Below are 21,981 nucleotides of genomic sequence, written 5' to 3'. Positions count from 1 at the left end.
TGTTTACGGCGCTTTTGCCGCGGCGGTGGGATGAGAGGAATAGCGCCCCGGATTAAGCGCCGGCGCCGGCCCCGCCCGCGCCAGTCCGGGCCGCAGGGGGGGTTAGCCGAGCGCGGCGTCGATGGCGCGCAGCAGCCGCGGATCGTCAGCGGTGACATCGGGCGCAAACCGCGCGATAACCTTGCCCTGCCGGTTGATAAGGAACTTTTCAAAATTCCATAATACGTCCTGGCGATTGGTGGGGTCGACCCCATAGCCCTTCAGGCGCTCGCGAAACGGGCCGTCGCCGGTAGCCACCGGTTGCGCCGCGGTCAGCTGGGCGTATAAAGGATGCTGATCCTCGCCAAGCACCGATAATTTGGAAAACATCGGGAAGTGCACGTCATAGTTGACGGCGCAGAAGTCGCTGATTTCCGCGTCGCTGCCCGGTTCCTGGCCCTTGAAGTTATTGGCGGGAAAACCCAGCACTTCCAGCCCGCCGGCGCGCCGTTCCTGGTAAAGTTTTTCCAGCCCTTCATACTGCGGCGTCAGCCCACATTTGGACGCCACGTTGACCACCAGCAGCACCTTGCCGCGGTACGCCGCCAGGCTACCGGGAGTACCGTCAATGTGTTTAAGCGGTATGTCGTAAAGAGACTCGGTCATGTTTTATCCTTTTCAAATGATAGAGGGCCAGGTTTCATCGGCGGCACGCCCCGCCAGGGGAACGCCGGGCGCCGCCGGTCATGCCGCGCAAACGACCTATGACAATAGCGCGCCCGGGGCGCAGGCGCAAGGCAAGGCGCGCCGGCGGTCAACCTGACAGCGCCGGGTCCCGCGCCGGCCGTCAGGGCGCAAGCCGGCCGTTTTCAATGCAAACGGTATCGAAGGCATACAGCACCTCCGGGTCCGGCAGAGCCAGGTTCTTATCCTTGCCCTGGTATGGCAGGCGCCCCAGCAGGTCGCGCAGGATATTGACGCGCGCCGTATGTTTATCGTCGGTATGCACCACTATCCACGGCGTGGTCGGGGTATGGGTGCGGGTCAGCATGAGGTTGCGCGCCTCGCTGTACGGCTTCCACAGCTTGGTGGCCTGCTGGTCGATGGGGCTGATTTTCCACTGTTTCAGGGGATCGGTGAGACGGGATTCCAGCCGCTCCTTTTGTTCGCGCTTGCTGATATCCAGATAATATTTGATAAGCTTAATGCCCGAGCGCACCAGCAGCTGTTCAAAATCCGTCACGGTGTTCATAAATTCTTCGTACTGCTCGTCGGTGCAAAACTTCATCACGCGCTCGACGCCGGCGCGGTTGTACCAGCTGCGGTTGAACAGCACCATTTCCTGCGCCGCCGGCAGCTGCGCCACGTAGCGTTGGAAATACCATTCGGCCTGATCCCGTTCCGAGGGTTTGCCAAGGGCGACTACCCGGATTTCACGCGCGCTCAGGTGTTCGGAAATGGTTTTGATAATGCCGTCTTTGCCCGCCGCGTCGCGGCCCTCGAAGATCACCACGATTTTATCGTTGGCGCTGATGATTTCGCGCTGCAGCTTGACCAGCTCTACCTGCAGTAAATGCAGGACCTGATCGTACTCCTTGCCGGACGGGATCTGCGCGGAGGGTAATTCCTGGTCGTCGTTATGGTGCTTTTTTTTGCTCATTGTTACTCCCGATGGATGAGATTCCTGATTTCAGCCCTGAGTATGGCATTCAATTGGCCGTTGCGTGAGGATGGCGGGTTTTAATGTTTTTTATACAGAACTATCAAGCGCAAGCGTTATGATGGCGTTACTGCTGGAACAATAACCGGGTGATGCCATTGGAACTGTACACCGAGAGAATGCATTTGCGCCCCGTACGGGTAAGCGACGGCGACAGCCTGTACCGCATCTACGGCGACCCGGAAACCCAGACCTTTAATCCCGCCGGTCCCTATCCCGATCTTGCCTATGCCAAGCGGGTGCTGGCCGGCTGGCTGACCCATTGGCAGGCTTTCGGTTTCGGCACCTGGGCGATTAAGCTCAACCGCGGGCCGGAGGCGATTATCGGCTTTGGCGGCCTGAGCGTGCGCCCCTTGGGCGACCGGGTCATCAATAACCTGGGTTACCGGTTCGCGGCCGATGCCTGGGGAATGGGCCTCGCCACCGAATTTGCGCGGGCGGCGGTCGCCGCCGGCTTCGGCGCGCTGGGGCTTGCGGAGATCTCCGCCACCGTCCGGGAAAACCATCTGTCGTCGCAGCGGGTGCTGATCAAAGCGGGACTCGTACGGGCCGGCAGCATTGACGATGTGCCGGGCCACGTACCCAGCCTGCTGTTCACGCTGCGCGCTGGCGACTATGATCCCGGCAAAAACGCGGCTGGCGCCCCTCCCGGGCGTTAACGCGGCCAGTACGATGTCGTCCTTGACAGCCGCTGGAATTCCCGATAATTTTCCACTTTATAAAATACTTTTATAAAGTCGCCCTGCCCGCCGCCCCGGCACACAATAGCGCGACGACAGACTCTGGAGCGCGGATGAGCATCAAAATGATTGCGGTGGATATGGACGGCACGTTCCTGGACGACGGCAAAAATTATGACCGGCAGCGATTCAGCCGGCAATACGCCAGCCTGCGCCGGCGGGGCATAAAGTTTGTGGTGGCCAGCGGTAATCAGTACTACCAGCTGATCTCCTTTTTTCCCGACATTGCCGGTGAAATCGCCTTTGTCGCCGAGAATGGCGCCTACGTCGTCAACGGCGGCCAGGAAGTGTTCTGCGGCGAGTTCAGCCGGGAACACTATGAAAGGATCTTGGCCGTGCTGGCGGAGATACCTTATCTGCACACCGTCGTCTGCGCCAGGGAAAGCGCCTATCTGCTTAACAGCGCCGCGCCGCACCTCTACCGGCGGATCAACCGTTATTATCATCGCCTGGCGGGGGTAGATAATTTTTCCGCCGTCACCGGCACGATATTTAAATTTGCGCTCTCGCTGCCCGATGAAAAATTACCCGGGTTTATCCGTTTTATCGCCGCTGAACTGGAGGGCATCGTCACCCCGGTATCCAGCGGCCATGGGTCGGTCGATCTGATTATTCCCGGCCTGCATAAGGCCAACGGGCTGCGGATACTTCAGCGGCTATGGCATATCTTGGATGATGAGGTGGCGGCCTTCGGCGACGGCGGCAACGACCTCGAAATGCTGCAACAGGCGGGCTACGGCTACGCCATGGCCAACGCGCCGGACACGATCAAAGCGGCGGCCCGTTACCTCGCCGCCTCGAATAATGAGGCCGGCGTATTAGGCATTATCGACGACATTTTGCTGCCCGCCCCGCCCTTCGCCTGAGAACCGCCGTTTTTCGTGTTCGATCAGCCACTGCTTGCGCCATAAGCCGCCGCCGTAGCCGGTAAGGGTGCCGTCGGCGCCGATGACCCGGTGGCAGGGTATCAAAATGGCAATCTGGTTGGCGCCGTTGGCCCGGGCCACCGCCCTGATCGCGCTGGGACGCGCGATGGCGGCGGCCACCGCCGAATAGCTTCTTACCTGGCCCGCGGGGATGGCGCGCAAGGCATCCCAGACCCGGCGGGTAAATAGCGATCCATGCTCGGCCAGCGGCGTGGCGAAGCGGCAGGATGCGCCGGCGAAATAGTCGTTCAGCTCGCGCTCCAACTGGTCGGTGACCGGCGTGCTATCCATCACGATCTCCGAGGCGGTGAGGTTCCTGAGCCGGGTGAGTTCCGCGGGCAACGCCGGGCGATCGGCAAACTCCAGCAGGTGCAGCGCCTGCTGGTCCGCCACCGCCAGCATGGAGCCGAGCGGGGTGTCCAGCCAGCGGCTTTTCAGAAACCGGTGCCGCCGGGCCTGGCTGGGATTCATGCCCAGGTGCCGGGTAATGGCGGCGCGAAAACCGCTGCCCGATTCAAAGCTGGCCTCCAGCTGGGCCTCTATGACGTCCGCCCCCATCGTCAGTTGGTGAATGCCCTTGCCCAGCCGGCGCAGCCGCGCCATCTCAAGAAAGGTGACGCCAAACTGGCGTTTAAACGCCCGCCTTACGGTGGAGGGATCCAAACCCGCCGCGGTCAGGTCGTCTTCCGACCATTTTTTTTCCGGGTCGCTTTCCAGGCGGGCCAGCAGCATGCCCAGGGTTTTATCCCGCGCGCCGAACAACGACAGGGGCTGGCACCGTTTGCACGGTCTGAAACCCGCCTCCATGGCCTCGACCACGGTGGCGTAAAAAACGGCATGTTCTTTTTTGGGCTTGCGCGCCGGGCAGGTCAGGCGGCAAAACACGCCGGTGCTTTTGACCCCCACGAACGCAAAACCATCATAGACCGGGTCGCGCGCCAGCAGCGCGGCGTATAGCGTATCCACATCAGGCAGCTCAAAAAACATCGCGATCGGCACCCTGTAACCCAACATAAGCGCCATCTTAAAGGAATGTATTTTTGCCGACGACATTTTTCGGGCGTTGATTTTTTTGCCCGATCAGCGCGGCGACACCCCTAGTATCGCGCCGCCAGCCGGCGGGCGAACCGGGCCACGCACTCCAGGCCGTGCGGCCAGGCGCCAAAACCGGACTGGGCGTTGATATGGCCGGCCTCCCCCACATCCACCAGTTCGCTGCCCCAGGCGTCGGCCCAGTATTGCGCGCGCGGGAACGCCAGCAGTGGATCGTTATGGCTGGCGAACATCAGGCTGGGCACCGGCAGCAGTACCGGCAGGATGCGATCCTCGATTTCAAAGCGCACCGGCTCGGCGGGCGCCACCAGGACGACCCCGGCTATTTGGCCGGCGCAGCGGCTGGCATAATACCAGGACGACAACGCGCCAAAGCTATGGCCTATCAGCAATGCCGGCGGCGCCGGTGCGTCCAGCGCGCGCCTGATGGCCGTTTGCCAGCCGTCGAGATCCGGCTGCAGCCAGTCGCGCTGGGCAATACGCCGCCAGGCGGGAAACGCCCGCTGCCAGCAGGTTTGCCAATGCTCGGGGCCGCTGTCGTTGATGCCTGGCACCAGTATCACGCGCAGCGGCGCATAAACGTCGGCGGCGGGCGATTGGCCGTCGGCGGCCCGCGGCGGATAAACGCCCGGCCCAGAGCGCGCCGTATCGCCGGGCGCGGCGCGTTCTGGCCCAGGCTGCCCGTTCACGGCCCGTTGCTGCGCCGGCCGGCGAAGGTTCATACCGGGAACCGCGCCAGCACGGACATGACCGCCAGCAGATCGGCGCTGCCCCCGGGGCTGAGATTGCGCCGCGTCAGCGCGCGATCCATGACCTCCAGATCCTGCTCGCGCCAGCCGTCCGCCAGCAGCCGCCGGGCATAGCCGCGCACAAACCGCAGCCCGCCGAGGCCGCCGCGCGCCACCAGATTGGTATCGGGATTATGGGCCATCAGCACCAGCAGGCAGTGCAGCAGCGCGCTTTCTCTTTTCGTCCCCACCGCCAGCAGCCGATCCCAGGCCGGCAGGGCATGATCGCGCACGGTGGCGAATCCGCGGGCGGCCTCGCCCCGCGCGCCGGTCAGGCCATGGCGCAGGTAAATATGCTCGCCCACGGTAGCCGCCCGGCGGCAGCCGGCCAGTTCCGTCGCCACCAGCCGGGCGCAGATCGCCGCCACGTCGGCGCATAACCCGCTGCGGGTCAACGCCTGCCCCCGCCCGCTCAGGCGCCCGGCGGCGACGCACAGCAAGCCCAGGGAAAAAATCCCCCCTTTATGGGTGTTGACGCCGCCGGTAGCGGCAAACATGGCGTGCTCGCAGGCCAGGCCGGTGGGACGGATTTCAGCCAGTACCCGCTGCGCCGGCATTCCGGCGCACCGCTCGCCCAACGCGATAAACCGGCCGAACCAGGGCGCGATGGCCGTTATGCTTTGTATAAACAGCGGCAAATCCATATCGCGGTGCGCGCCGTTGTTGCGACCGTCCACCAGCCCGGGTTTTGGCGTCAGCATCACTTCCTCGCGCAGCGCGGCGGCGGCCAGCAGATCAAGCGCGGGCGGCGCGGCCTGACGGCCGGCGTCATCCCGTATCATTGGCGACGCGGATGGCGCGGCCCATGCCGGGTAGCCGGCGCCGGCCGTCCGGGCGCCGTTATCAGCGGGCAAAATAGGCATCCAGCAGCCCCTCTATTTTAGCAATAACCTCTTCCTGAGGATGGCGGCGCGACCGCGCGCAGGCATGGGCGGGCTGGTCGCACAGCAAACACGGCCGTCCCGCCTGGTCAAGGGAGCGGCGGCCGATAACGCCGCCGGCCGGGGAAAGCACATCAATATCCCACAGCCGCCCCAGGGGATGCTCCTTCTCCAGCGCCACCGTGGCGGCCTTGATTTCCACGGCGGCATGATCAACCGCCCAAAACGCCTCCGGACCGGTGTCCGGCCACCACACCGCGCGCGCCAGCACCGGCCAGCCGCGCTGCGCCAGCAGCGCGTCGCAGGCCGCCAGCGCGGCGCGCATCGAGCGCCGGTAGCGGGCCGAATCCTTCACCGGGCCAGGCGACACCAGGGTCAATGAAATAAGCGGGCGCCGGTGGCGCGTGAGCCATTCCGTTTGGCGCGCGGCGCGCAGATCCCGGGCCGTCAGCAATTCCTCCAGCGAAACGGCGAACTGCAGTGAATCGGCGATAGTCATTTAGCTGTCCTCTTGAACCTGGCGCACCACGTCGATGACGCTGCCGTCGCGATAGCGGATAACGCCGACAATGCGCCGGGTAAACGCGATGGCCTTCGGCTCGCCGGTCAACCCCACCGCCCGTTGATAAAGCTGTTCGATATCCACGACATCCAGACCGGCATCCACCAGACGCTGGCGCACTTCCGGCCGCGCCGGATTGACGGCAATTCCCTGATCGGTCACCAGAACGTCGATGCTCTCGCCGGGCGTCACCAGGGTGGTGACCCGGCGCACTACGGTTGGGATCCGGCTGCGCGTCAGCGGCGCCACCACGATGGTCAGGTTGGCGGCGGCGGCCACGTCGCAGTGCCCGCCGGACGCGCCGCGCATCACCCCGTCGGAGCCGGTTATCACATTGACGTTAAACGCCAGGTCGATTTCCAGGGCGCTTAAAATCACGATATCCAGCTGGTCGCAGCAGGCGGCCTTGGCGCCGGGATTGGCATAGACGTTGGTGGAGATCTCGATATGATTGGCGTTGTGCTCAAGGGAGGCCGCCGCCTGGCCGTCGAAGGATTGCGTATCCAGCAGCCTGGCGATCAGGCCCTGCTCAAACAGATCGACGATGCTGCCGGTAATGCCGCCCAGCGCAAAGCGCGCCGCGATGCCCAGGCGTTCCATTTTCTGCGCCAGGAAGCGGGTGCAGGCGGTGGAGGATGCGCCTGAGCCGGTCTGGAGGGAAAAACCCTCGGCAAAATAGCCGGAGTGTTCGATGACATCGGCGGCGGTGCGGGCAATCATCAGCTCGCGCGGATTACTGGTCACGCGCGCCGCCCCCACGCTTATCTTGGCCGGGTCGCCCACCTGATCCACCGTCACGATATAATCCACCTGATCCTGCCCCAGGCTGGCCGGCATATTGGGAAACGGCACCAGCGCCTCGGTAAGCAGCACCACTTTGCGGGCAAACTGCGCGTCCACCATGGCGTATCCCAGCGAACCGCAGCGGGATTTGCCTTGGGTGCCGTTGGCATTGCCGAACTCGTCGCTGCAGGGCACGCCCAGAAAGGCCACATCTATCTTCAGCTCACCGTCCTGCAGCAGTTTCACCCGGCCGCCGTGGGAATGGATTTGCACCGGTTCTTCCATCAGGCCGTGGGAAATGGCGTCCGCCAGCTTGCCGCGCATGCCGGAGGTATAAATTTTGCTGATGACGCCGGCGCGGATCGGCTCGATCAGCGCATCGTTGCAGGTCATCAGCGAGCTGGAGGCCAGCGTCAGGTTTTTAAATCCCAGCCGGGCCAGCGTCTCCACCACCCGGTTGATCACCATATCGCCCTCACGGAAGGCATGGTGAAAAGAGATGGTCATGCCGTCCCGCAGGCCGCTGCGCTCGATGGCCTGCTCCAGGCTGGCGCACAGTTTACGCTGGTGTTTGGCCTGGCCGTCGGCCAGCCACGGCGTAAGGCGGTTGGCATGGCTGAACGGCGCCAGCGGCGGCAAATGGCGGTACTGCGCCTGTAAATCGTCTGTTACGTCACTCATTAGGTATTCCTGTCATTCTGTTAACGTGAAAACACTTACCGCCGCACACCGGAAGCCCGGGCGCGCTCCAATACCACCTGGGCATGGTTGATAATGGGGCCGTCAATCATCTTGCCGTTAAGTGAAATCACCCCCAGCCCGTTGCGTTCGCCTTCTTCGGCCGCCTGGATGACGCGCTCGGCGTAATCCACCGCTTCCTGGGTGGGCGCGTAGGCGTTGTGCAGCAGTTCAATCTGGCGCGGGTTAATCAGCGATTTGCCGTTAAAACCCATTTTGCGCACCAGATCGACCTCGCGCAGGAAACCGGCATCGTCGTTGATATCGGCATAGACCACGTCAAAGGCGTCGATCCCGGCGGCGCGGGCGGCGTGCAGCACCGCGCAGCGGGCATAGAACAGTTCCGTGCCGTCGCCGCGCTCCGTTTGCATATCCATGACATAATCGAACGCCGCCAGCGCGATGCCGATAAGCCGGGGCGAGCAGCGGGCAATCGCCACCGCATTAATAACGCCGATGGCGGATTCGATAGCCGCCATAATGCGGGTGGATCCAACCTCGCGCCCGCATTCGCGCTCTATGCGCTCGATATGGGTTTCCAGCTCGTGGATATCCTCCGGACTGTCGGTTTTAGGCAGTCGCACCACGTCGGCGCCGGCGCGTACCACCGCCGCCAGATCCTTCAGGCCGAAGGGCGTATTCAGCGGATTGATGCGCACCACGGTTTCGATATCGCGGTACATCGGGTGCTGCAGCGCATGGAATACCAGGATGCGCGCACTGTCCTTCTCGCGCAGGGACACCGCGTCCTCCAGATCGAACATGATGGAGTCAGGGCGGTAGATAAAGGCGGTGGACAACATGGCGGCGTTGGCGCCGGGGATAAACAGCATACTGCGGCGAAGCTTTTTCATGACAGGTGTTCCCATTGGATGCTATCGGCCCCGGCGGCCCGGAGCACCGCCGTCTGCACGCGGGCGCGGATCACGCAGTCCAGCGCCCCTTTATCGTCGATAATGATCAGTCCTTCTTTGACATCCATGGCCGCCAGCGTCGCGTCGATCACCCGGCGGATCTGCGCGCCGAACTGCTTTATCACCTCGCTGTTGATCACCACGCTTAATTCGCCGCTGTTAGGCGCGACCTTGACCAGCAAATCGCTGGACTCAAAGGTGCCCGCCAGGGCCTCTTGTATGATTTTCATAATGCGTTCCTGATTAAAAAACACGGCTAAATAAAAGGTCCCGGGCCACATTACGCGCCCGTTGCGCAGATCCCGGCCAGCGGCCTCGTCTCGCGCCGGCAAAGATAAGCAAAGGTGCTCGGCGGGACGAGGTCGCGGATGCGCGCCATTTGCCGTTGCGAAAGCAGCGCCCGCACCTCGGAAGCTGATATCGCCCGGCCCGGCGCATGGCATGCGCGCGCGATCTCCACTACCCGCAACGGCGGCTGCGCCGCGCGATCCGGGTCTTCGAGCCACTCGTGCATATCGTGGTTATATTGATGGGTCACCGGGCAATAGGGCTCGGTGCCGACATAACGGTGGGTAATGCCCAGCGGCGGCGCGATATAATGACGGAAAATCAGTAAATCCATGGCGCTGTAGGTTTTGCCCACCAGCCCGGCGTCACGCAGGAAGTAGCCGGGAAAGGTGGCGCGCGAGATCAGGTAGTCGGACCCGTCATGCACCGTCACGTTGGCCAGATGCGCCACGCCCTGGCGCACCATGTCCAGGCGCGCGGCATACGGAAACAGCGACACGTCTTCGCGCACCACAAAGATATGCACCCAGGCGCAGGCGGCGGCAGCCTGTTCCGCCAGATAGCGGTGGCCGAGGGTGAAGGGGTTGGCGTTCATCACCACCGCGCCGATGGGCGCGCCCGGCCGGTAATATTGCGCAAGCGAACGGCTGTAGCGCCGCACGCCCACCGGCGTATTTTCCATCAGCACCGCCACCTGGCCCGTCTGCGCCAGGGGGTAAAAACCGCAGCCGCGAAATACACCGATGTTCGCCGGCCGGGTATACAGGAACAGATGGAAATGGCCCTGGCGTATGGCCAGTTGCTCCACCTCGCCCACCAGCCGTGCGCTCAGGTTATCGCCCCGGTAATCCGCCGCCACCGCGACGCATTTGATCACATTTCCCGCGATGCCGGCGCATCCCACCAGCCGCCCGCCGCTGCGGGCCACCACGAATCTGGCGATATCCGCGTCCATGCCCAGAAGACTTGCCTCCAGCAACGCGCGCACGTCCGCCAGGTTATCGCGCGGGTGGTTAACGGTCAGCACGGAAAAGTCCAGGGGGTCCCGATCGTACATACAGTTTTTCCTATCATGGAGTAAAAAGCCGGCGGCGCAGGCGCGGCGCTACGCGGCGATATGGGACGCCGCGGCGGCCGTGGGCCGCTGCGCGTCGATGACCATATTGCGCAAATGGCCGATATTTTCTATTTCGACCTCGATGCAGTCGCCGGCCTTCATAAACAGCGGCGGCGTGCGTTTTTTACCGACGCCGCCCGGCGACCCGGTAATAATCACATCGCCGGCATTCAGCCGGGTAAAGGTGCTGATATATTCAATCAGCTCGGCGATGCTATGGATCATGCTGCGGGTATTGTCGTCCTGCACCATCAGGCCGTTAAGCCAGGTCCGGATGCTGAGCGCATGGGGATCGGGGATTTCGTCGGCAGTGGTCAGGTAGGGTCCGAACGCGCCGGTCCGCCGCCAGTTCTTGCCGGCGGTGAACCAGGTGTGCTGCCAGTCGCGGGCGGAGCCGTCCATATAACAGCTGTAGCCGGCGACATGGGATAAGGCGCGATCGGCGGGGATATCCTCGCCGCCCCGGCCGATAATCACCGCCAGTTCCCCCTCGTAATCAAACTCCGCCGAATGGCTGGGTTTTTCGACCGGCGTGCCGTGCCCGGTCTGTGAATCGGCAAAACGCACGAAGAGGGTGGGCGCCGGATTCATTTCATTGAACTCCCGGCGTTTGGCGGCATAGTTCATGCCGACGCATAAAATTTTGTCCGGATGTTCGATTACCGGCAGGAACGTCAGCCCGGCGAGGGCAATATCCGCCGGCGCGCCGGCCAGTTCGCGGGCCAGGGGCAGCGCGTTGCCCGCCAGCAGGGCCTTTAAATCCGGATAACGCTGGCCGAAACGACGGCCCAGGTCCACGATGCCGCCGGGAGTGACGATGCCGTAGCTTTTGGTGCCCTGATGAAGATAACTTGCGAGTTTCATAAACATTCCTGTGTTAACTACCGGCGCCGGCGCCGGTTTAGAGAATAAAATTGCCCAAGACCAGCAACGCGACCGAGACATTGATGGCACCGCCGATGCGGGTGGCAATCTGGGCGAACGGCATCAGCGCCATGCGGTTGCCGGCGGTGAGGATGGCCACGTCACCGGTGCCGCCCTGCCCGCTCTGGCAACAGGAGACGATGGCCACGTCGATGGGGTGCATGCCGATTTTTTTGCCCACCAGGAAACCGGTGCCGACCAGGGTGCCGACGGTGCTGACTATCACCAGCAGGTTGGTCAGGGTGAAGGCGTTGACCAGCTCTTGCCAGGGGGTGATGGCCACGCCCACGGCAAACAGGATCGGATAGGTCACCGATGTCTGGAAGAATTTATATACCACCTGCGAGCCTTCCAGCATGCGCGGCGATACGCCGTGGGCCAGTTTGATCAGCACCGCGATAAACAGCATGCCCACCGGCGCCGGCAGGCCGATAAGCTTATAGCCCAGCATGCCCACCATATAGAGCAGCACGGCCAGCAGCGCGCCGGCGGCAATGGTGGTCACGTCGGTTTTACCGGCGGCGGCCTGGGCCGGTTCCGCGTCGGCGGCGTCTTGCGCGCCGGGCCTGGTGGGCATCAGGTTGCCTTCGCCGGTGAGGTGGGGATAACGCTTGCCCACGCGGTTAAGGCAGCCGGCAATCACAATGGCGGTCAGGCCGCCGAGCATCACAATCGGCAGGATGCGGCCAAGCGCCACTCCCTGCTCCATGTGCAACAGCGCGGCGTAGCCGATGGAGAGCGGAATGGCGCCCTCGCCGACGCCGCCGGCCATGATGGGCAGGATCAGGAAAAAGAAAATCTGGAACGGCGGCAGGCCGAGCATCAGCCCGACGCCCATGCCCACCAGCATGCCTGCCACTTCGCCGCACAGCATCGGGAAAAAAATGCGCAGGAATCCCTGGATCAGCGTGCGCCGGTTCATGCTCATGATGCTGCCGACAATAATGCAGCAAATATAGAGATAAAGAATATTGGTGGTTTTAAAAAACGCGGTGGTGGAAGCGACCACGACATCGGGTAATAACCCGTAATGCACCAGCGCCGAAGGAATAAAGGTGGCACAGATGGCGGCGGCCCCCATTTTACCGATAATCGGCAGTCGTTTGCCGAATTCACCGCAGGCGAAGCCAAAAAATGCCAGCGTGGCCACCATTACCACGATATCGCTGGGTAATTTCCCGCTCAGGCAATCAATGCCGATCAGCGCCCCGGCCAATAAAAATAGCGGCAGGGGAATAATACCTACTTTCCAGGTGTCCAGGATATGCCACCATTTTTCCTTTGCGGAAATTTTTTTTGCGTGTGTTGTATCCGCGACAACAATATATGAATCATCTGTCGTGCTCATTATCTGCCCCTTTATCAATTAGTGCAGGCATAATAAAGACCAGTACGCATGAAATATGTGATTGCATTCAAATTAAAACCGCTATTTTAAAGGCATTTAAGATTTTAATGGTTTTAATTATTTCATGTACAATCAATAGATTCAATTTAACGCCATGAAGTTTTAATGGCGTCTATGGCGTTAATGGTTTTTAGTGTTTTAATGGTTTTAATTCCCGGCAAGGGTATATGTTAATGAAAGGTGATGGGAATGTATTATATTTACCTGATGCTATTTTTAATCGCGGGACGAGGAAGGCTAAAGCATTGCCAGGCTGTGTTTGCGATCACATTTTGCGGGGCAGCCCCTTACAGCCTTTTTCAATCATGATAAGCTGAATTATCAGGTAATCATTCTTCCTATGGCCGAAGTATATTATGCGCGTGAGAATCTCATTCCATATAAAGCTTTTTATAAGCCTTATCGTTTTTTTCTCGCTGCTGCTTACGCTGATAGGTATTTATTATTACTACGATCTCGATAAACAACTGTATGCGGAAATCGGTGCGCGGGCCCAGGTGCAGGCGCGGGAAATCGCCATGATCCCATCGCTGATAGACGCGGTCAAAATCAAGGATATAGCCGCAATCGCCGCCCTGATGGACACCTTGGCCCAGCGCAGCGACGCCAGTTATATCGTTATCGGCGACCAGCAGGGGCTGCATTTGTATCATTCGCGTTATCCGGAGCAGGTGGGCAAGTCGATGATCGGCGGGGATAATAGCGAAGTGCTGGCGGGGAAAAATATTATCTCCATTCGTAAAGGCGGTCTGGGCATATCCCTGCGCAGCAAAGCGCCTATTTTCGACAAGCATAATAATATTATCGGCATCGTCTCCATTGGCTATTTGAAAACGCATATCGACACCCTTAGCACCGGAAAATTGGTTAACATACTGCTGGTGGCATTACTGTTGCTGCTGGCGTTGTTTATCTTTTCATGGTGGTTTTCCAATACCATGAAAAAGCAAATGTTCTCACTGGAGCCGCGGGAAATCGGTTTATTGGTGCGCCAGCAAAAGGCGCTGCTGGAATCGATCTTCGAAGGGGTGATAGCCATTGATAAAGAATACAGGATTGCGCAAATTAACCGGGCGGCAAAATTATTATTATCCCTGTCGGCCACCTCGCGCGAACTGCGCGGCCGCCCTTTGTCGGCGGTAATTAAACCCATCGCTTTCCTCGCTGAACACACCATGCTGGCCGGCGACACCCATGACGAAATATGCCTGTTCAACGACGTCACGGTTATCGCCAGCCGGGTAAGGATCATGCTGGAAGGCAAGTTGCAGGGGTGGGTGATCAGTTTCCGCGACCAAAAGGATATCGATAGCCTGAGCATTCAACTCAGCCAGGTGAAACGTTATGCCGACAACCTGCGCATCCTGCGGCATGAACAGCTGAACTGGACCGCCACGCTTGCCGGTTTGCTGCATATGAAACGTTACGACGAAGCCATCCATTATATTGAAGCACAATCGGAAAGCGCCCAGGAAATTCTCGATTTCATCTCCGCGCGGTTCTGCTCGCCGGCGCTGTGCGGCCTGCTGCTGGGAAAATATGCCGGCGCCCGCGAAAAAGGCGTGCAGTTGCTGTTCGACCCGGCCTGTCATTTAACCCGCATTCCTCCCCGCCTGCGCGACACCGAATTAATGTCGGTGGTCGGCAATATCCTCGACAACGCCATTGAAGCGACCCTGCAGCGCGAGGGCGAGCATTACCCGATCGAAGTCTATATCGTTGGCGGCGACCGGGAACTGGTGATTGAAATCGCCGATCAGGGTATCGGCATCGCGCAGGACAACGTCGAACGCATCTTTACGTTTGGCGTGACCACCAAACTTCATGGCGACCATGGCCTGGGCCTGCATCTGGTCGCCAGCTACGTCCACCACGCCGGCGGCGCGATAGAAGTCTCCGCCAACCAACCCTACGGGACGGTATTTTCCGTATTTATACCCGTAACCAGCCTTGCGACCACGGTGGGCCCCCTCACCCCGGATGAACCTTATTATGCAACCTGAAATTTTTGACGTGCTTATTGTTGAAGATGAAAGCTCACTGGCGCGGCTGCATGCCGATTTTATCGATAACCACGACAAGCTCCGGCTGGTGGGCGTTGCCGGTACGTTGAAAGAAGCGCGCGAACAGCTGCTGCAAAAACGTCCCCGGCTGATATTGCTGGATAATTATCTCCCCGACGGCCAGGGTATCTCGCTTATCGACAGCGAACTGCTGCGCGGGCTTGAGTGCTCGGTGATTTTCATTACCGCCGCCAGCGACATGAACACCTGCAGCCAGGCCATCCGCTGCGGCGCGTTCGACTATATTCTGAAACCGGTATCCTGGAAGCGCCTGCGTCATTCCCTGGAACGTTTTATCCAGTTTGCTTTGACTCAGCGGGCGTTTAAGGTGGTGGATCAGCAAAATGTCGATATCCTCTACCAGCTCCAGTCGAAAACCTTCAGTCAGGAGGCCGGCAGCAAAGGCATCGAGGAAAATACCCTCGGTCTGGTAAAGCAGATATTCAGCGCCGGTGACAGTGATTTACTTTCGGTTGACGATATCGTCGGCCGCACCGGGCTGAGCAAAACCACCGCTCGCCGCTATCTGGAATATTGCGTTGACACCGGGTTCCTCGGCGTGGAAATGCGCTATGGCAATATCGGTCATCCGCGGCGCTTATATCGCCGCGCGCCGCCGGACGCGCAACCCGGCGCGCAGTAGCATAGCCATGGCGCGCCGGGCCCGTCGATACCGCGGGGTTACAATGGTTCCGTCTGCGCCTCCACCACCGCCAGCGCCACCATATTGACGATACGCCGCACCGAGGCCACCGGCGTGAGGATATGCACCGGTTTCGCCACCCCCATCAGCACCGGCCCGACGGTAACGCCTTCGGAAGAGGACACCCGCAGCAGGTTATAGCTGATGCGCGCGGCCTCCATATTGGGCATGATCAGGATGTTGGCCGCGCCCTTGAGCGGGCTGTCCGGCATCAGGTCGCGGCGAATGCTTTCCACCAGCGCCGCGTCGCCGTGCATCTCGCCGTCAATTTCCAAATCGGGCGCCATCTGGTTGACCAATTGCAGGGTCTTGCGCATCTTGCGCGCCGCCGGGCAATCCGAACTGCCGAAACTGGAGTGCGACAGCAACGCCACCTTGGGCTCGATGCCGAACCGCCGCACCGTCTCGGCCGCCATCAGGGTAATTTCCGCCAGTTGCTCCGGCGTCGGGTCGTCATTGACATAGGTATCGGCGATAAAGGTATTGCCGCTGGGCAGCAGCAGCGCGTTCATCGCGCCGGCCACATGCACGCCCTCGCGATAGCCGAAGACCGATTCCACCACCGCAAAGTGCTCTTGATAACTGCCGACGGTGCCGCAGATCATCGCGTCGGCCTCGCCGCGCCGCACCATAATGGCGGCTATCAGCGACGGATTGCCGATCAGCGCCCGCTGCGCCTGCTCGGGCGAGACGCCCTGGCGTTTCATGATCTGGTAATATTCGCCCCAGTACTCCTTAAAACGCGGGTCGGATTCATTGTTCACCACTTCAAAATCCTTGCCGGCGATAATCTGCAGGCCCAGCTTTTGCAAGCGCATCTCGATAACGCTCGGGCGGCCGATCAGGATCGGCAGCGCCAGCTTCATGGTGACCATTTCCTGGGTGGCGCGCAGTACGCGTTCCTCCTCCCCTTCCGCCAGCACCACGCGTTTCAGCTGTTTGCGCGCCTGGGCGAAAATCGGCCGCATAAACAGATTGGTTTTATAGACGAATTCGGTCAGTTTTTCGGTATAAGCGTCGAAATCCTTGATGGGACGGGTCGCCACGCCGGAGTCCATCGCCGCGCGCGCCACCGCCGGCGCAATCTTGACAATCAGCCGCGGGTCGAAGGGTTTGGGAATGATGTATTCCGGCCCGAACGACACGTCCTGGTCGCCGTAAGCGGAAGCCACCACATCGCTTTGCTCGGCCAGCGCCAGATCGGCGATGGCGCGCACGCAGGCCAGCTTCATTTCCTCATTGATGGTGGTGGCGCCCACGTCCAGCGCGCCGCGAAAAATAAACGGGAAGCAAAGTACGTTATTGACCTGATTGGGATAGTCGGAGCGGCCGGTACAGATAATGGCATCGGGGCGCACCGCCTTCGCCAGCGGCGGCAGAATTTCCGGCTCGGGATTGGCCAGCGCCAGAATCAGCGGCCGCGGCCCCATGGTCTTCACCATAGCCTGGGTCAGCACGCCGGGGCCTGAGCAGCCCAAAAAGATATCGGCGCCGGGGATGGCGTCCGCCAGGCTGCGCATGCCGTTATCCTTGATGGCGTAGGCGGCCTTGGTTTCCGCCATGTTCTCTTCCCGGCCCTCGAAGATCACGCCGCGCGAATCGCAAACGACGATATTATGACGCTGCAGCCCCAGCGCCACCAGCAGGTTCAGGCAGGCGATGGAGGCGGCGCCGGCGCCGGAGACCACCAGCTTGACGTCGCTCATATTCTTTTCCACCACCCGCAGGCCGTTCAATACCGCGGCGGTGCAGATGATGGCGGTGCCATGCTGATCGTCGTGGAATACCGGGATTTTCATGCGTTCACGCAGTTTTTTCTCGATATAAAAACATTCCGGCGCCTTGATATCCTCCAGGTTGATGCCGCCGAAGGTCGGCTCCAGGGCGGCGATCACCTCGATAAGCTTATCGGGATCCAGCTCATCCACCTCGATATCAAACACATCGATGCCGGAAAACTTCTTAAACAAAACGCCCTTGCCTTCCATCACCGGTTTGCCGGCCAGGGCGCCGATATTCCCCAAGCCCAGCACCGCGGTGCCGTTGGAGATAACCGCCACCAGGTTGCCGCGCGCGGTATATTTAAACGCGGCCAGCGGATCCCGGGCGATCTCCAGGCATGGCGCCGCGACGCCCGGCGAATAGGCCAGCGCCAGATCGTGCTGGGTGGCCAAGGGTTTGGTCGGGGAAACCTGGATCTTGCCGGGCTGCGGGAACTGATGAAAATCCAAAGCGCTTTGTTTTAGCTGTTCGTCCATTGTAGGATCCCTTGTATTCTCTTAAGACTTGTAAAGGAATGGTTCGACGTTAGATCCCCTCTAGTATAAAGAGCGCGCACAGTCAAACTATGAAGCAAGGCATAGTCTGCATAACATTATGAGACACGTATCACGTCCAGAAAATAAAACACTTTTTCATTATCTATTTCCCTTCAGGGTAGCATAACCAAAACATATTGGCGGAAAGGCATGATCAACACCCCGGCGCGCAATTCCACCTGTCCGCCGGGTCCCCTAACCCGTCCGGCGATATCCCGTTGCCGTACTGTTTTACCCGGGACAACTAATATGTATACCTCTTCGTGTTTCGCTTTGAGGAATACACCCATGCAAAAAGGACTTCCGCTCACTTCACCTCCCTGTTCTGGTCCTTATCAGTCCGTTCCCCAAGCGGATCAGGCACAGAAAAGCCCTGTGCCTGGGAAAACGGCATTTTCACACCGTCTTGACGTTGCCTCCTGTTCCTCTGAACAGGTTGCCCTGAAATTACCGTCGGATACCCGCCGGCCGGCCGGCCAAACCAGGTCTTACTGGAAGATCTGGCTCGCGGGCGTTGCCGTTCTGGGCGGCGCGACCTGTGCTTACGGCTCTTTTCTTCGCTGGCGGTCGGGAAATATCGACGGCGGCCTGGCAGGCGCCGGCGTGCGGGACAATCTTCTTCCTTACCCGTTAGCGTTGGGTGCGCTAAACAGTACAGACCTGAATAGGCTTATGCCGCTTGCAACGTTGCCGGAGGATACAGCATCGTCATCACGCGGACTTAACCCCTATCGCGGCCATGTTACGACGCGCGGGGACGGGGCGTTCGCAGCCGAATTGCACAATAAGAACAAACAAATTATTCGATTTCTCAAGAAAAACCATTATCTGGATAAAGGTAAGAAACCGCATGAATTCAGTAAGGAGGAGATAACCGCCGCGGTTGCCAAATACCTATCTTTCGCGGAGCCGAAGGATAAAAAATCTATCGCCCGGCTGCTGCTGAACGCCGCCAATTTTTATGACGCCCATAAGAACGACACATTATCATCGGAACAAGCCGGCTCAGTCATCGGGCAGTGGCTTTGCGACAATATACTGGGAACATCACCCGATATGGCAATGGCGATAAGTGTCGCTAACGCCAGCTACCCTTTTATGTTTACCATCGACAGCATAAGGTACTTGCTTTCCTCTGAGGGCTTACAAGCGGAAGGGAAAGTGGATTTTAATATCTTGACTGAAACGGACCAGGCGATATTAAAAAACAAATGGGACAGCGAGGTATGCAAACACATCCCCCTATTGACTTATTATGGTCGTGACCCACAGGTAAAACGCTTATCCCTGGATGATTTTGAATTCGCCTCGCTGTTCTCCGGCTCATTATTTTTATATGAAAACGGCATAAACCTGGGGGAAACCCATTGGCGCGAGGTGGTAAAAACCGGCGCGCTATTATGGGATATTGCGCTGCGCGACGGCGTCAGCGCGGATATGCTTAAATACTACTCGCTGCCCGCCCTGCTCTTCCAGGCCGTTAACCATCCTGGGAAATTCATTGCCGAGGAGGAGTCAAATCCGTTGCTACTGCGGGCCAGGGCGCTGGACGAATACCGGGCGCACAGAGTCCAGGTAAGGAACGCGCTCGAGGACCTCGACAACAAAATCAACCGCTTTAAGAAAGCCGTAGAACAATGGCTAACGCGGGGGCAGCTTGCCGACAGTATCATTGACCGTTGCCCGCGCGACACTGTTTTTCCTATGACCATCATGGTCAATCCGGCGATGACCCTTGAACAGAGAAACAGTGAAGGCAAAAAGCACGCCAAAGAAGCCTATTTAAACAACGTCTTTGTTCCCTGTAAAACAGCGCCGGAAAGCCTTGATAATGAGTATGAAAAGCACACCAATATTGTCGCAGACCGTTATTCCGAGTGGGATGAAATCCTGATCAAAAATGCGCTTGGTTCAGTAGAAAAAACCGACCGTGACTTTATTTTAGCAGACCACGCCATCATTCATCGCCTGCGGATAATACCCTTCTTAAAGGCTAACGCACTTATTCCCGCCATGCGGGATAATGGCGCTGGCCACTATGATTTTGATAATATCAAAGAAGCGGATGTTTTTTCAGTGAGCCTCAGCGGTGAAAAACGCTATTATGCCATGAAGGGGAAAATCGGCATTGGTTATCACATTATGCGGTTTGACCAGCATCTGCCTCATGATGGCAGAAAAGAATACAGTAATTTACATCCGCTTATTGCCTATTTTAACGGAGAGGCTGAAAAAAGCGTCATCAAAAATGAGGACCAAACCAACGACGGCTTGACTGTTTTTATGACAAACAGCCACCGGGAGACATTCTATAATGCCCTTTATCAGTCGGGATATACGCTCTCTGACCTGCAAAAAATATGGGCTGTGGCAAAAAATATCATCCCCTTTTATGACTGTGTTGATGGTGCGATGAAACACGACCTTGAAAAAGCCGTTCCCGCCTGTTTGCTGGACGCTGTGGCGTTTTTTACCGTGACTGCGAAAATAGCCGATGTGAGCCAAAAATTTGGCGCCAGTATTATCAAAGGGTTGAGTAAAAGCCAAATGGTGTTTGCTGGTAATGCGCTGACTAAAAACACCCTGAAGTCGGCGGGCGCTCAAGTTATCCATCACATCAGGCTGCCAACCGGTAAAGAAAGCACTTCTCTGCTAATAGGTACCCTCAAGGCCGCTGATCCTGGCGTTGACATATTGTCCGCCATAAGCAGCCATTCCCTAAGAAAATTAATTAAACATTTTGAACAATATGGCAAAAAAAACCAGTTTGATAAACTCGTTGATAAACTGAAATTCGCGGAAATGAAAAAGAGCATACCACCACCTGTCAGGCTCAATGAGGGAAAACCGCTATCGTCGCCGGTAAGAGAGCACACCGCGCAATCTAAATCGGGAATCCTGGCTGGCGGGGGACAAGAACAGCAAAAGCTTCAATTTATGTTTAATAATAACCACGGGCACCCACCTCAGCCCGCATGGGCCGACAACCCATTGGTTGATCTGGCTGGCATACCCGACCGTTCCACGTTTATGGCGCCGATGAACCGATTCTATGCTGAACTTTATCCGTATAAATTCGACCATACCCGCGATATTGCCGATGCTATTAAGCAGCATTATGCTTCGCCGACAACTTACCAGTTTGGTTATGGAGAAGATATCTTAAAAATTCCAGCGGAATTTTCTTTGCTGAGAAACCATATCAATCAATTTATTCAGGAAGTGGATCGAGCCCATAGCCATGCGGCGTTTGTTAAGGACAAGTTCCATAGGACAACGATGACACTGCCGGAAGGCATTATGCAATATCCTGAAAAAAATCCAATAAAATGTTATTTATCAAAGGTTTTGAAAACCGATGATCCGTCCATTATTTTCCAGGCCATGACCAGGCTGAGATATCACACCGAACAGATTGTAAAGTATTTCGAAACCACCAAACAAAGCATCATTTTCGCCACTTGCTCCACATCGGCGCGCCCCTACGCATATCGCGCCCAAAGTCCCATGGGATTTACTTATGCGGACGATATAAAAAGCAGGGTAATCATTATGGTTGATAATTTTTATGCCGCGCAGCCCCTGAGCACCCTGCCCCGCCACACCGTGCTGCATGAAGTTTCCCACCATTCCGGTTCATTAGATTTCTTGATATCACCCTCTACCAGCAGAGTGGGAGATGCCAGTGAGTTTATGGAGAGTTTTGATGATGCGCTAAACAACCGCTGTACAAACTACGTTAATATTGAGGATGATTTTGCCAGGGCATTCAATTACGATCGCGGTAACATGGCCCTGGGTAAGCAGCAGATTCGTGAACTGCTGCTTAGGGATCCGATGTTGAAAGCAAATGCTGTCATGGATAATGCCGATTTTATAGCAAGATTTCTTACTGATATAGCTGAGAATAAGCCTTTTGATTATGATTATATCAAGCCAAAAAACAAAAGGGCGGCTGCGCTAATGCCAGATAATATAAGGTTAGACGCTATGGTTTCTTTTATTTACCGAATGGCCATGAATAGCATATATAATAGCGATCCAGATGCTACATAAAGCAAGCCTATTAACGGGAA

The 21,981-nt window shown here is 58.2% G+C and carries 19 protein-coding genes; 6 read left to right on the top strand and 13 right to left on the bottom strand.

From position 1 onward, the window contains the following. Window positions 1-102 precede the first annotated feature (102 nt). Window positions 103-645, bottom strand: coding sequence for a glutathione peroxidase (locus ABUK12_RS01700; protein ID WP_410014658.1), 543 nt, complete (start codon window positions 643-645; stop codon window positions 103-105). Between ABUK12_RS01700 and ABUK12_RS01695 the strand changes: the two genes are divergently transcribed. Beyond that, on the top strand, window positions 644-802 hold the full coding sequence (locus ABUK12_RS01695; RefSeq protein WP_410014657.1) for a hypothetical protein: 159 nt from the start codon (window positions 644-646) through the stop codon (window positions 800-802). The two genes, ABUK12_RS01700 and ABUK12_RS01695, sit on opposite strands and share 2 nt — an antisense overlap. Before the next feature lie 24 nt (window positions 803-826). Here ABUK12_RS01695 and ppk2 read toward each other — a convergent pair whose 3' ends face one another. Continuing rightward, complete coding sequence (gene ppk2 / locus ABUK12_RS01690; RefSeq protein WP_410014656.1) at window positions 827-1,639, bottom strand: polyphosphate kinase 2; 813 nt, start codon at window positions 1,637-1,639, stop codon at window positions 827-829. Between the two features lie 158 nt (window positions 1,640-1,797). On the opposite strand from ppk2, the gene ABUK12_RS01685 reads away from it, so the two are divergent. Both ABUK12_RS01685 and ABUK12_RS01680 read left to right on the top strand, forming a co-directional pair. Next, entirely contained in the window at window positions 1,798-2,358 is a 561-nt protein-coding gene (locus ABUK12_RS01685) for a GNAT family N-acetyltransferase (RefSeq protein WP_410014655.1), read from the top strand. Window positions 2,359-2,492: 134 nt separating this feature from the next. Next, a complete protein-coding gene (locus tag ABUK12_RS01680) occupies window positions 2,493-3,305 on the top strand; it encodes a Cof-type HAD-IIB family hydrolase (protein ID WP_410014654.1) in 813 nt (270 codons plus the stop codon). Here ABUK12_RS01680 and ABUK12_RS01675 read toward each other — a convergent pair. From ABUK12_RS01675 to ABUK12_RS01630, 10 genes are all read right to left on the bottom strand, one after another. After that, window positions 3,258-4,379 (bottom strand): bifunctional transcriptional activator/DNA repair enzyme AdaA, encoded by a 1,122-nt coding sequence (locus ABUK12_RS01675; RefSeq protein WP_410014653.1) that lies wholly within the window; start codon window positions 4,377-4,379, stop codon window positions 3,258-3,260. The genes ABUK12_RS01680 and ABUK12_RS01675 overlap by 48 nt on opposite strands. A gap of 83 nt (window positions 4,380-4,462) precedes the next feature. After that, the gene (locus ABUK12_RS01670) at window positions 4,463-5,140 is read right to left on the bottom strand and encodes an RBBP9/YdeN family alpha/beta hydrolase (protein WP_410014652.1); all 678 of its coding nucleotides are present in this window, start codon (window positions 5,138-5,140) and stop codon (window positions 4,463-4,465) included. Next, complete coding sequence (citG, locus tag ABUK12_RS01665; protein WP_410016797.1) at window positions 5,137-5,988, bottom strand: triphosphoribosyl-dephospho-CoA synthase CitG; 852 nt, start codon at window positions 5,986-5,988, stop codon at window positions 5,137-5,139. Before citG ends, ABUK12_RS01670 begins: the two co-directional genes overlap by 4 nt. Before the next feature lie 61 nt (window positions 5,989-6,049). After that, window positions 6,050-6,586 carry a citrate lyase holo-[acyl-carrier protein] synthase gene (citX, locus tag ABUK12_RS01660; protein WP_410014651.1) on the bottom strand — a complete coding sequence of 179 codons (537 nt, stop codon included), beginning with the start codon at window positions 6,584-6,586 and terminating at the stop codon, window positions 6,050-6,052. Beyond that, on the bottom strand, window positions 6,587-8,113 hold the full coding sequence (citF, locus tag ABUK12_RS01655) for a citrate lyase subunit alpha (RefSeq protein ID WP_410014650.1): 1,527 nt from the start codon (window positions 8,111-8,113) through the stop codon (window positions 6,587-6,589). A gap of 35 nt (window positions 8,114-8,148) precedes the next feature. Then, a complete protein-coding gene (gene citE, locus ABUK12_RS01650; RefSeq protein ID WP_410014649.1) occupies window positions 8,149-9,024 on the bottom strand; it encodes a citrate (pro-3S)-lyase subunit beta in 876 nt (291 codons plus the stop codon). Next, on the bottom strand, window positions 9,021-9,314 hold the full coding sequence (citD, locus tag ABUK12_RS01645; RefSeq protein ID WP_410014648.1) for a citrate lyase acyl carrier protein: 294 nt from the start codon (window positions 9,312-9,314) through the stop codon (window positions 9,021-9,023). The genes citE and citD overlap by 4 nt, the downstream gene beginning before the upstream one ends. 50 nt (window positions 9,315-9,364) lie before the next feature. Beyond that, window positions 9,365-10,429, bottom strand: a complete 1,065-nt coding sequence (gene citC, locus ABUK12_RS01640; RefSeq protein WP_410014647.1) for a [citrate (pro-3S)-lyase] ligase — start codon at window positions 10,427-10,429, stop codon at window positions 9,365-9,367. Window positions 10,430-10,477: 48 nt separating this feature from the next. Next, window positions 10,478-11,353: a fumarylacetoacetate hydrolase family protein gene (locus tag ABUK12_RS01635; RefSeq protein WP_410014646.1), complete on the bottom strand. Its 876-nt coding sequence runs from the start codon at window positions 11,351-11,353 to the stop codon at window positions 10,478-10,480. Between the two features lie 37 nt (window positions 11,354-11,390). Continuing rightward, on the bottom strand, window positions 11,391-12,761 hold the full coding sequence (locus ABUK12_RS01630; protein ID WP_410014645.1) for a 2-hydroxycarboxylate transporter family protein: 1,371 nt from the start codon (window positions 12,759-12,761) through the stop codon (window positions 11,391-11,393). A 416-nt stretch (window positions 12,762-13,177) separates the two neighbouring features. Between ABUK12_RS01630 and ABUK12_RS01625 the strand changes: the two genes are divergently transcribed. Together ABUK12_RS01625 and ABUK12_RS01620 are read left to right on the top strand one after the other, a co-directional pair. Further along, window positions 13,178-14,824: an ATP-binding protein gene (locus ABUK12_RS01625; RefSeq protein ID WP_410014644.1), complete on the top strand. Its 1,647-nt coding sequence runs from the start codon at window positions 13,178-13,180 to the stop codon at window positions 14,822-14,824. Further along, a complete protein-coding gene (locus ABUK12_RS01620) occupies window positions 14,814-15,527 on the top strand; it encodes a response regulator (RefSeq protein WP_410014643.1) in 714 nt (237 codons plus the stop codon). Before ABUK12_RS01625 ends, ABUK12_RS01620 begins: the two co-directional genes overlap by 11 nt. 38 nt (window positions 15,528-15,565) lie before the next feature. Here the strand turns inward: ABUK12_RS01620 and maeB are convergent, their stop codons facing one another. Further along, window positions 15,566-17,845 carry an NADP-dependent oxaloacetate-decarboxylating malate dehydrogenase gene (gene maeB / locus ABUK12_RS01615; RefSeq protein WP_410014642.1) on the bottom strand — a complete coding sequence of 760 codons (2,280 nt, stop codon included), beginning with the start codon at window positions 17,843-17,845 and terminating at the stop codon, window positions 15,566-15,568. Window positions 17,846-18,193: 348 nt separating this feature from the next. Between maeB and ABUK12_RS01610 the strand changes: the two genes are divergently transcribed. After that, window positions 18,194-21,961: a hypothetical protein gene (locus ABUK12_RS01610; RefSeq protein ID WP_410014641.1), complete on the top strand. Its 3,768-nt coding sequence runs from the start codon at window positions 18,194-18,196 to the stop codon at window positions 21,959-21,961. The last annotated feature ends 20 nt before the right edge of the window (window positions 21,962-21,981 follow it).

The sequence above is a fragment of the Sodalis sp. C49 genome, assembly GCF_046352915.1.
Classification (GTDB): domain Bacteria; phylum Pseudomonadota; class Gammaproteobacteria; order Enterobacterales; family Enterobacteriaceae; genus Acerihabitans.
The sequence above is the reverse complement of the archived record's forward strand: the minus strand, read 5'-3'. Positions and strand labels throughout refer to the sequence as shown.

Coding starts and splice junctions, on each gene's coding strand:
- ABUK12_RS01620 (WP_410014643.1), top strand. CDS start 14,814: ATGCAACCTGAAATTTTTGACGTGCTTATTGTTGAAGATGAAAGCTCA.
- ABUK12_RS01625 (WP_410014644.1), top strand. CDS start 13,178: ATGCGCGTGAGAATCTCATTCCATATAAAGCTTTTTATAAGCCTTATC.
- ABUK12_RS01635 (WP_410014646.1), bottom strand. CDS start 11,353: ATGAAACTCGCAAGTTATCTTCATCAGGGCACCAAAAGCTACGGCATC.
- ABUK12_RS01680 (WP_410014654.1), top strand. CDS start 2,493: ATGAGCATCAAAATGATTGCGGTGGATATGGACGGCACGTTCCTGGAC.
- citD (WP_410014648.1), bottom strand. CDS start 9,314: ATGAAAATCATACAAGAGGCCCTGGCGGGCACCTTTGAGTCCAGCGAT.
- citX (WP_410014651.1), bottom strand. CDS start 6,586: ATGACTATCGCCGATTCACTGCAGTTCGCCGTTTCGCTGGAGGAATTG.
- ABUK12_RS01700 (WP_410014658.1), bottom strand. CDS start 645: ATGACCGAGTCTCTTTACGACATACCGCTTAAACACATTGACGGTACT.
- ABUK12_RS01610 (WP_410014641.1), top strand. CDS start 18,194: ATGCAAAAAGGACTTCCGCTCACTTCACCTCCCTGTTCTGGTCCTTAT.
- citC (WP_410014647.1), bottom strand. CDS start 10,429: ATGTACGATCGGGACCCCCTGGACTTTTCCGTGCTGACCGTTAACCAC.
- ABUK12_RS01695 (WP_410014657.1), top strand. CDS start 644: ATGTTTTATCCTTTTCAAATGATAGAGGGCCAGGTTTCATCGGCGGCA.
- citE (WP_410014649.1), bottom strand. CDS start 9,024: ATGAAAAAGCTTCGCCGCAGTATGCTGTTTATCCCCGGCGCCAACGCC.
- maeB (WP_410014642.1), bottom strand. CDS start 17,845: ATGGACGAACAGCTAAAACAAAGCGCTTTGGATTTTCATCAGTTCCCG.
- ABUK12_RS01670 (WP_410014652.1), bottom strand. CDS start 5,140: ATGAACCTTCGCCGGCCGGCGCAGCAACGGGCCGTGAACGGGCAGCCT.
- citG (WP_410016797.1), bottom strand. CDS start 5,988: ATGATACGGGATGACGCCGGCCGTCAGGCCGCGCCGCCCGCGCTTGAT.
- citF (WP_410014650.1), bottom strand. CDS start 8,113: ATGAGTGACGTAACAGACGATTTACAGGCGCAGTACCGCCATTTGCCG.
- ABUK12_RS01630 (WP_410014645.1), bottom strand. CDS start 12,761: ATGAGCACGACAGATGATTCATATATTGTTGTCGCGGATACAACACAC.
- ABUK12_RS01675 (WP_410014653.1), bottom strand. CDS start 4,379: ATGTTGGGTTACAGGGTGCCGATCGCGATGTTTTTTGAGCTGCCTGAT.
- ppk2 (WP_410014656.1), bottom strand. CDS start 1,639: ATGAGCAAAAAAAAGCACCATAACGACGACCAGGAATTACCCTCCGCG.